Origin of the sequence: Actinokineospora enzanensis DSM 44649, from assembly GCF_000374445.1 — a bacterium.
Taxonomy (GTDB): Bacteria; Actinomycetota; Actinomycetes; order Mycobacteriales; family Pseudonocardiaceae; genus Actinokineospora; species Actinokineospora enzanensis.
On sequence record NZ_KB894408.1, the window covers coordinates 269,967 to 277,759 of the forward strand.

The 7,793-nt window shown below is 70.0% G+C and carries 5 protein-coding genes; 1 reads left to right on the forward strand and 4 read right to left on the reverse strand.

Features of this window, described 5'->3' with window-relative positions; translation table 11 throughout:
* Nucleotides 1-6: 6 nt before the first annotated feature.
* Nucleotides 7-2,163, forward strand: a complete 2,157-nt coding sequence (glgB, locus tag C503_RS0110930) for a 1,4-alpha-glucan branching protein GlgB (protein ID WP_018682243.1) — start codon at nt 7-9, stop codon at nt 2,161-2,163.
* A gap of 423 nt (nt 2,164-2,586) precedes the next feature.
* Here glgB and C503_RS0110935 read toward each other — a convergent pair whose 3' ends face one another.
* From C503_RS0110935 to C503_RS38960, 4 genes are all read right to left on the reverse strand, one after another.
* A complete protein-coding gene (locus C503_RS0110935; RefSeq protein ID WP_026316159.1) occupies nt 2,587-4,062 on the reverse strand; it encodes a neutral zinc metallopeptidase in 1,476 nt (491 codons plus the stop codon).
* A 90-nt stretch (nt 4,063-4,152) separates the two neighbouring features.
* A complete protein-coding gene (locus C503_RS0110940; protein WP_169514529.1) occupies nt 4,153-5,556 on the reverse strand; it encodes a neutral zinc metallopeptidase in 1,404 nt (467 codons plus the stop codon).
* Between the two features lie 395 nt (nt 5,557-5,951).
* Nucleotides 5,952-6,917 (reverse strand): tetratricopeptide repeat protein, encoded by a 966-nt coding sequence (locus tag C503_RS0110945; protein WP_018682246.1) that lies wholly within the window; start codon nt 6,915-6,917, stop codon nt 5,952-5,954.
* Between the two features lie 597 nt (nt 6,918-7,514).
* Nucleotides 7,515-7,793 (reverse strand): IS30 family transposase (locus tag C503_RS38960; protein WP_018682247.1); only part of this gene is annotated, 279 nt, incomplete at its 5' end.

The following is a 7,793-nucleotide window of genomic DNA, read 5'->3' on the forward strand; positions in this document are numbered from 1 at the left end:
TTCCTCTTGGTTGACGAGATCGAACGGCTCCTCGCGGGCGCGCACCACGACCCGCACTCGCTGTTGGGCGTGCACGCCATGCCGGGGAGACCGGGCCGCGCGGTGATCCGCGCGCTGCGGCCCAACGCCAAGTCGGTCGCGGTGCTCGTCGGCGAGCGCAGGCACGAGCTGGAGGAGGTCGCGGACAGCGTCTTCGCGGTGGAGCTGGACACCACCCCGGGCGAGTACCTGCTGGAGGTCGACTACGGCGCGGGCCCGGAGCTGGTGGACGACCCGTACCGCTGGCTGCCCACGCTGGGCGAGCTGGACCTGCACCTGTTCGGCGAGGGCAGGCACGAGCGGCTGTGGGACGTGCTGGGCGCGCACGTGCGCGCCTACGACACGCCCAAGGGCGTGGTCGAGGGCACCTCGTTCGCGGTGTGGGCACCGACCGCGCGCGGCGTGCGGGTGTGCGGCGACTTCGACGGCTGGGACGGCCGCGCGAACCCGATGCGCTCGCTGGGCTCGTCCGGGGTGTGGGAGCTGTTCCTGCCCGGCGTCACCCCCGGCACCCGCTACAAGTTCCGCGTCCACGGCGCGGACGGCTCGTGGCACGAGAAGGCCGACCCGATGGCGTTCGCCACCGAGGTCCCGCCCGCCACCGCGTCGGTGGTCTCCACTTCGGAGTATCGCTGGCAGGACGCGGAGTGGCTGGCCCGCCGCGACGCCACGGCGTGGAGCGCGGCCCCGATGAGCGCCTACGAGGTCCACCTTGGCTCGTGGCGGGAGGGCCTGGGCTACCGGGAGCTGGCCGACCAGCTGGGCGACTACCTGGTCGAGCACAACTTCACGCACGTGGAGCTGCTCCCGGTGGCCGAGCACCCGTTCGGCGGCTCGTGGGGCTACCAGGTCACCTCGTACTACGCCCCCACCTCCCGCTTCGGCACCCCCGACGAGTTCCGCCACTTCGTCGACGCCCTGCACGAGCGCGGCATCGGCGTGATCATGGACTGGGTCCCGGCGCACTTCCCCCGCGACTCCTGGGCACTGGCCCGCTTCGACGGCAGCCCGCTCTACGAGCACGGCGACCCACGCCGCGGCGAACAGCCGGACTGGGGCACGTACGTGTTCGACTTCGGCCGCGCGGAGGTCCGCAACTTCCTGGTGGCCAACGCCCTGTACTGGATCGAGGAGTTCCACATCGACGGCCTGCGCGTGGACGCCGTCGCCTCGATGCTCTACCTGGACTACTCCCGCCGCGACGGCGAGTGGCTGCCGAACGAGCACGGCGGCCGGGAGAACCTGGACGCGGTCCGGTTCCTGCAGGAGCTGAACGCGACCGTCTACAAGCACCACCCGGGCACGGTCATGATCGCCGAGGAGTCCACGGCCTGGCCGGGCGTGACCCGCCCGACGCACCTTGGCGGCCTCGGCTTCGGTTTCAAGTGGAACATGGGCTGGATGCACGACACGCTCGGCTACCTGGGCCATGACCCCGTGCACCGCTCGTACCACCACAACGAGATCACCTTCTCGCTGGTGTACGCCTGGAGCGAGAACTTCGTGCTGCCCCTGTCGCACGACGAGGTCGTGCACGGCAAGGGCTCCCTCTGGACCCGCATGCCCGGCGACGACTGGAACAAGGCGGCGGGTCTGCGGGCGCTGCTGGCCTTCATGTGGGCGCACCCGGGCAAACAGCTCCTGTTCATGGGCGGCGAGTTCGGCCAACGCCGCGAGTGGTCGGAGTCCCGCTCGCTGGACTGGGACCTGCTGGAAGACCCGCTGCACCAAGGCATCCGTGCCCTGGTCCGCGACCTCAACGCCACCTACCGCGACCAGCCCGCGCTGTACCTGGACGACACCCGCCCCGAGGGCTTCGCCTGGATCGACGCGAACGACTCGGCGGGCAACGTCCTGAGCTTCCTGCGCACCGCGGCCGACACGGAACTCCTGTGCGTGGCCAACTTCTCCGGCTCCCCGCACCACGACTACCGGGTCGGCATCCCCCGCCCCGGCCGGTGGCGCGAGATCCTCAACACCGACGCCCACACGTACGGCGGCTCCGGCGTCGGCAACCTCGGCAGCGTCGAGTCCGAACCCCGGCCGTGGCATGGCCGCCCCACCTCCCTCCTCCTCCAACTCCCCCCACAGGGCGTCATCTGGCTCACCCCCGAGCCCGACTAGCCCACTCCTAACACATCGCGGCGTTCACCCCAACCGGGTGAACGCCGCTTCTCTTTCCCCACAGACCTTCGAACACGACCCACGACCGTGGAACCTACGCCGCCGCGCCCACGGCGAACCTCCCTCGACCGCGCCCTGTGGACGAATCCCCACACCTGTGGACAACCGCACCTCGCCCGAAAACACACATCCGATCGCGTGAACGCAGCCCTTTTCCCGCCCCGCGCCCCCACCGCAAAACAGACCCCCACCCACCCGGGGGGCGGGCCCACTAAAGGGACCCTACGCGATCATGAACGCTGTCAATATCCCCCGACCGAGAGCTGTGGACAACCCCGGCACCCTGTGGACAACCCACCCCTGTGGACAACTTCAAGCACGAAACCCCCACCCACGCCCAGACTCGTCCCCATGACCGAGACCTCAGCTGAACTGCCCGGCGCACCCCTTGTCGCCCTCGAAGTATCCGATCCGGAACGCCTCCACCCGGGCGAACCCGGACGGCACCTGCTTGCCGTTGACGTCCGCCGCCACCAGGCTCTTGTCCTGCAGCAGCTCCGCCACGGCCTCGTCCAGGTCCCCGATGGCCAGCCGCAGCTTGCGGTCCCCGGCGGCGTCCAGGTCGGTGAACTTCGCCCAGGCGCCGGTCAGGCACGCCGTGCGCAGGCCCGTCTTGTCCCCGTCCAACGGCGCCCCGAGCGACTTCTGGATGGACAGCGAGTACCGCGACGCGATCTCCGCGAACGCCGCGAAGTCGCCGATGCCCGCACCGTCCACTCCGGGTTCCTGGCCGCGCTTGGGCGGGGTGGCGATCTTCTCCATCGCGTCCGGGTCCACCGCGATCGAGTTCTCCTGCTCGCAGAAGGACACCGGCGGGGTCGACTTGCCCTGCTTGCAGGACGCGCCCTTGTAGGTGATCGTCGGCCGCGTCGCGTTGGCCCGGTTGAACGCCTCGTCCAGGCTCTTCTGCAGCAGGTCCTGCACGTCGCGGGAGTCGAACTTCACGTCGCCGTTCTTCGCGGTCTTCATCTCCGCCTCGGCGCGTTCCCTCTCCACGACCCGGCTGTTGATCTCCGCCACGTCCATCCGCGCGCACCGCTTGGCGCCCTCGGCGAAACCGGCCTGGAAGGCGAACACGCGGTCGAAGGCGAGGCCGTGCGCGCCCTGTTTGCTGGCCGACAGGCCTGCCGGGTCGCGGATGAAGAACATGGTGGCCAGCACGTGGTTGAGGCCCTGGCCGGTGTTGACGTCGAAGTGCTTGGCATGCCCCTCGGCCACCCAGCGGAAGAAGCCGCCCGCGTAGCAGTCGGCCTGCTGTTCCTTGACGATCGTCGGCGTGGCCTGGTTGATGTTGCTCTGCTCGCCGAGCCGGAACTGCACGGCGTGGCCCATCTCGTGCGCCAGCACGGCCACCACGGACATCGGGCCGAACTGTTTGTCCAACATGGGCAGCAGCACGCCGCGGTCCCAGGCGACGCTGTCGTCCGCGCCGCAGTAGAACGCGTTGACCAGGTCGGCGGTGCTCTGCCCGCACAGCTTGATGGCCTTGCCCTGCGAGTCGTAGGAGGCGAGCCGGGTGATCGGGGTGAACTGCTTGCCGTCGAAGTCGCGCGGCATCGCCTCGGACCAGTAGTCGTAGATGTCCGAGAGCGCGTTGACCGCGAGCCGGTCCATCTCCCCGTTGTCGGCGTTCTCCACCTGCATGCTCGCGTCGGCGGCGCCCTTCCGCGGGCCGGTGGGGCCGTCGTTGTTGACCGGGATGCCCGCCGCGGAGCCCGCGTCGATGTCGCCGACGCCGCGCGGTTGGCCCGCGATCTGCTTGGTCGAGCAGCCACCGAGCTGTCCGACCAGCGTGGCCGCCACCAGCAGGGTCGCCGCGACCCGCCCTCGCGCACCCAGAACCCGCACCGTGACCCTCACTCCACCTTGTGTCCGACTGTGCAGCACAGTACTGGGGGCGGTGCCCTGATGTGGGCGGATCTCGCTACGTCACGAAAGACCGCACTTCCGCGCACCCTGCGTGAACCCGGCCCGGAACTCGCGTACTCGCTCGAACCCGCCGTCGCCCGCCGCGCCCGCGACGCCCCGGGCCGCGTAGTCGTAGTCGAGCAGCACCTGAACGGCCTCGTCCAGGTCGCCGGGCGAGAGGAACTGGTCGGGCAGCGTGTATGTCCACCCGGCGAACGCGCCGGACAGGCACACCGCCGAGCGCCCGGCGTCCTGGCCGTCGATCGGCTTGCCCAGCGAGGCGAGCGCGGCCATCCCGAAGCGACTCGACAGGAGGGTGGCGGTCGCGTAGTCGCCGATGTCGGCGTGGATCCCGGGAAGCTCCTTGGCGGTGTCGTACTCGATGGTGCGCCCCTGGGCGCAGTAGGCGATCGGCCCCTGCTTGGCACCGTCGCAGCCGGCCAGGTCCATGCCCGGGTGGGTGGCCGGGTTCACCCACTGTTTGCCCGCCTGGCTTACCACGCCGCCGTAATACTGTTCGAGCAGCGGCACGGTCGACTCGAAGATCTGCCGGAACGTGAGGTTGCCGCCGTTGGCCTGCTCGGTGGCGGTGCGGAACCCGCTGAGCGTGAAGACCCGGTTGTCCACCGTCATCCCCGCGCACAGCTTCACGCCCTGGTCGAACCCGTCCTGGAACGCGGAGACCCGGTCGAACGCGTCCCCGTGCGCGCCCCGGTCGGTCTGGTCCGTGCCGACCGGGTCCCGGAAGGTGATCAGCGACGCCAACGCGGAGTCCATCCGCTCGGCGGGCAACCGCAGGTGCGGCGACTTGCCGTCGGTCACCCACCGCACGAACGCCCCGGCGTAGCAGTCGGCCATGGCCTCGACGAGGATCGTCGGGTACCGGCCCGGGTCGGACTTGCGCTCCGACATCCCGATCCCGCTCCGACTCTGCACCGCGTGCCCCATCTCGTGCGCGAGCACGAGCACCACCGACGCCTCGCCGAACCGTTCCTTGAGCACCGGCAGCAACGCGGCCCGGTCCCACGCCATCATGTCCGCGTCCGGGCAGTAGTACGCGTTCCCCTCCACCTCGGCCGCGCTCTCCGCACACGGCGGCGTCGGCGCCGCCGAGTCGGACGTGTCGACCGAGTAGTACCCCCCGCTCAAATCCTTGAACGGCTTGCCGAACGCCACCGGGAACGTCTGCTCCCAGAACGTCCGAACATCGGTGACGACCGTCGCCGCCAACCGATCGATCTCGCCCCCATCACCATTCCGCACGAACGACGCGTCCACCCCACCCTGCGGCCCCGGCTCATCCGGCCGCGTCGTCACCACCGACCCCTGCCCCACCGGCGTACCGGACACGGTCGTCGTACACGCGCACAACGCGAGGACCACCGACAGGACGGGGACCAGCCGAAGCACTCGGGGTCGGTTCACCGCCCCAGTGTGCCCCAACCGGCCCAACCCCGACCGGCGCGGGGCGCCCTCCGTCCGCCCGAATTCCATTCCCCCTGACAATTCCGACCATTCACCGATCACACCCACGGACGACTCGATCACTCGAATCCCGTCACGAGAAACCCACAATCAAACCGAGCACCTGGTACCCGGCGCGACCTTCGACCCCCGGGCACCATTCTGTCGGGAGACACCGACAAAACCGGCTCGCCTGCCGATCGAACCTGTGCGCAAAGATTTGGCCACAGCCGAGATCCGTCGAAGTCCAGGTTTTGCCATCCCCTTCCCGTCGAACGGCGACCGAGAGCCCGAAGGCCGCGCCGACAAACAGAAAAAGGGCCCCGGGATTGCCGGGGCCCTCAGTCCACTCGCGATCAGAACAGGGCGCTCGCCAGGTCGCGGCGGGCCTTGGCCACGCGCGGGTCGTCGGCGGCGAACAGGTCGAACAGGGATACCAGGTGGGTACGGGCCTTGTCGCGGTCGGCGCCCGACGAGCGGCGGACCGCCGCGATCAGGCGGGCGAAGGCCTTCTCCACGGCCTGGCCCGCGAGTTCCAGGTCGGCCGCCGCCATCTGGGCGTCGATGTCGTCCGGGGACGTGTCGGCGCGGACGATGACGGACGGGTCGGTCTGCTGGGTGCGGGCCAGGAACCGGACCTGGGCGAGCGCGTCGCGGGCGTCGGTGTTGCCGGGTTCGGCGTCCAGGATGGCCTGGTAGCCCGCCTCGGCGGCGGTGAAGTCGCCCTTCTCCAGGGCGTCCTGGGCGACGGTGAAGCGCTCGTCCTCCGGCTCCGGCTGCTCCTCGACCGGACCCGCGTCGGCCTCGGCGGCGCGGATGCCGGGGAGGCGGTCGCGCAGGGCGTCGAGAATGCTGTTGATCCACTGGCGGGCGCGGTCCTCCGGCGGCACGTCGTTGAACGCGTCGACCGGCTGCCGGGCGGCGATGGCGATGACCATCGGCACCGCCTGGACACCGAACAGCTGCGCCACCCGCGGGCTGGCCTCGACGTCGACCACGGCCAGCCGCCAGGCGCCGCGGCCCTCGGCGGCCAGTTTCTCCAGCGTGGCCAGCAGCTGCTTGGACTGCGCCGACCAGCCCGCGACCAGCGCGACGACGACGGGGATCTGCAGCGAGCGCTCGACGACCTCGGCCTCGAAGTTCGCCTCGGTCACGTCGATGACGAACCCGCTCACCGGGCCGGCAGCGGCGGCGGTGTTCGCCCCGACCGCGGGCGGCGCCGTCTTCGTGGCGTCCGCGCGCGCCTTCAGCGCGGACAGGTCTACGGCCCGGGATAGGGCGGCCGACAGTGCGGCGGTCTGGCGTGGGTCAGGCCTGGTCACTCCCTCATCCTGGCACGGCCCGCCCCGGCCCGTCCGGCGCATCGGCCTTCCGCCCCCGACTCCGCCATTCCCCCAGGTAACGCCCCCGCGACCAGCCGACTCCACGTCCACGCCGTGATCGACCGCACGACACCCACCCGTCGACCGAACGCCTGCCCCGCTCCGGGGCGGCCCACCAGCGCGGTTCCCATGATCCGCCCGGAGCACCGCTCCCGATCTTGTGAAGATCATCGGTCGGCTGGCCCGAGCCGCGTTGTCGATCAAGGACGCGGGCACCCCGATAACCGAGCCGGTCGATCATGTCCACGATCAGGCGCGACAACGCCTCAAGGGTGGGCGATTCCTGTTGTGCTGCCGATTCTCATGACACCCGGTGACCGTGGATTCACCCCGTTGTGCGCTGTGGACAAGGAACTTTCCCGGGCGTGTCGTTCGTTGCGAGTAAAGAGGTGGGGGCGAGCGGGAAGCAAAGGCCACGGGACGCCGGCGGGAGTCAGGTTCGGAGGATCGGGAGGAGAGCGGGAGAAGTCGGATTCGGAGGGCGCGACGGAGAGCACGCGAGTCAGCGGAGAGCGCGGAGCCAAGCACGGCTTGACCTCATGTGGTCATTGCGCCACCGTGTCTGAGCAGGAGTTCGTTCATCTTCTCGACGGGTTTGTAGCCGCCGAGGGTCTCACGGGGACGGCCGTTGAGTTCCCGGGCGACCGCGTCGAGGTGAGCCTGGGAATGGACCGACAGGTCGGTCCCCTTCGGAAAATACTGGCGCAGCAGTCGATTCGTGTTCTCGTTCGTGCCCCGCTGCCATGGGCTGTGCGGGTCACAGAAATAGACCGGCATTCCGGTGGCCATGGTGAAGTACGCGTGATCGGCCATCTC